The following is a 404-nucleotide window of genomic DNA, read 5'->3' as shown; positions in this document are numbered from 1 at the left end:
GTCCGGCAGCGACGACGTGCTGGCTGACATGCGCCGCCAGCACGCCGTCTCGGAGTACCTGGAGGTCGTCGAGACGCTGGACGACCATCTGGACTACTGGACGCTGTCGACGGACTTCATCGTCGGCTTCCCGACCGAGGAGCCGGCCGACCACGAGGAGTCGATGGCGCTGCTGCGCGAGACCCGGCCCGAGAAGATCAACGTCACGCGCTTCTCCAAGCGGCCCGGCACCGACGCCGCCGACATGAAAGGCCTGGGCGGCCAGACGAAGAAGGACCGCTCGAAGGAGATGAGCGAGGCGAAGATGGAGCTGATGGCCGAGGCCTACGAGGAGATGGTCGGCCACACGTCCTCGGTGTTGCTCGTCGAGGACGGTACCGACGAGTCGCTGGTGGGCTACGACG

The 404-nt window shown here is 66.8% G+C and carries 1 pseudogene; it reads left to right on the top strand.

From position 1 onward, the window contains the following. A pseudogene (locus FY251_RS21955) lies at positions 1 to 404 on the top strand (tRNA modifying enzyme); the annotation flags it as partial.

This window comes from Haloferax sp. KTX1 (genome assembly GCF_902410085.1).
In the GTDB taxonomy this organism is placed as follows: domain Archaea; phylum Halobacteriota; class Halobacteria; order Halobacteriales; family Haloferacaceae; genus Haloferax; species Haloferax massiliensis.
This window is presented reverse-complemented; position numbering and strand designations above follow the sequence as displayed.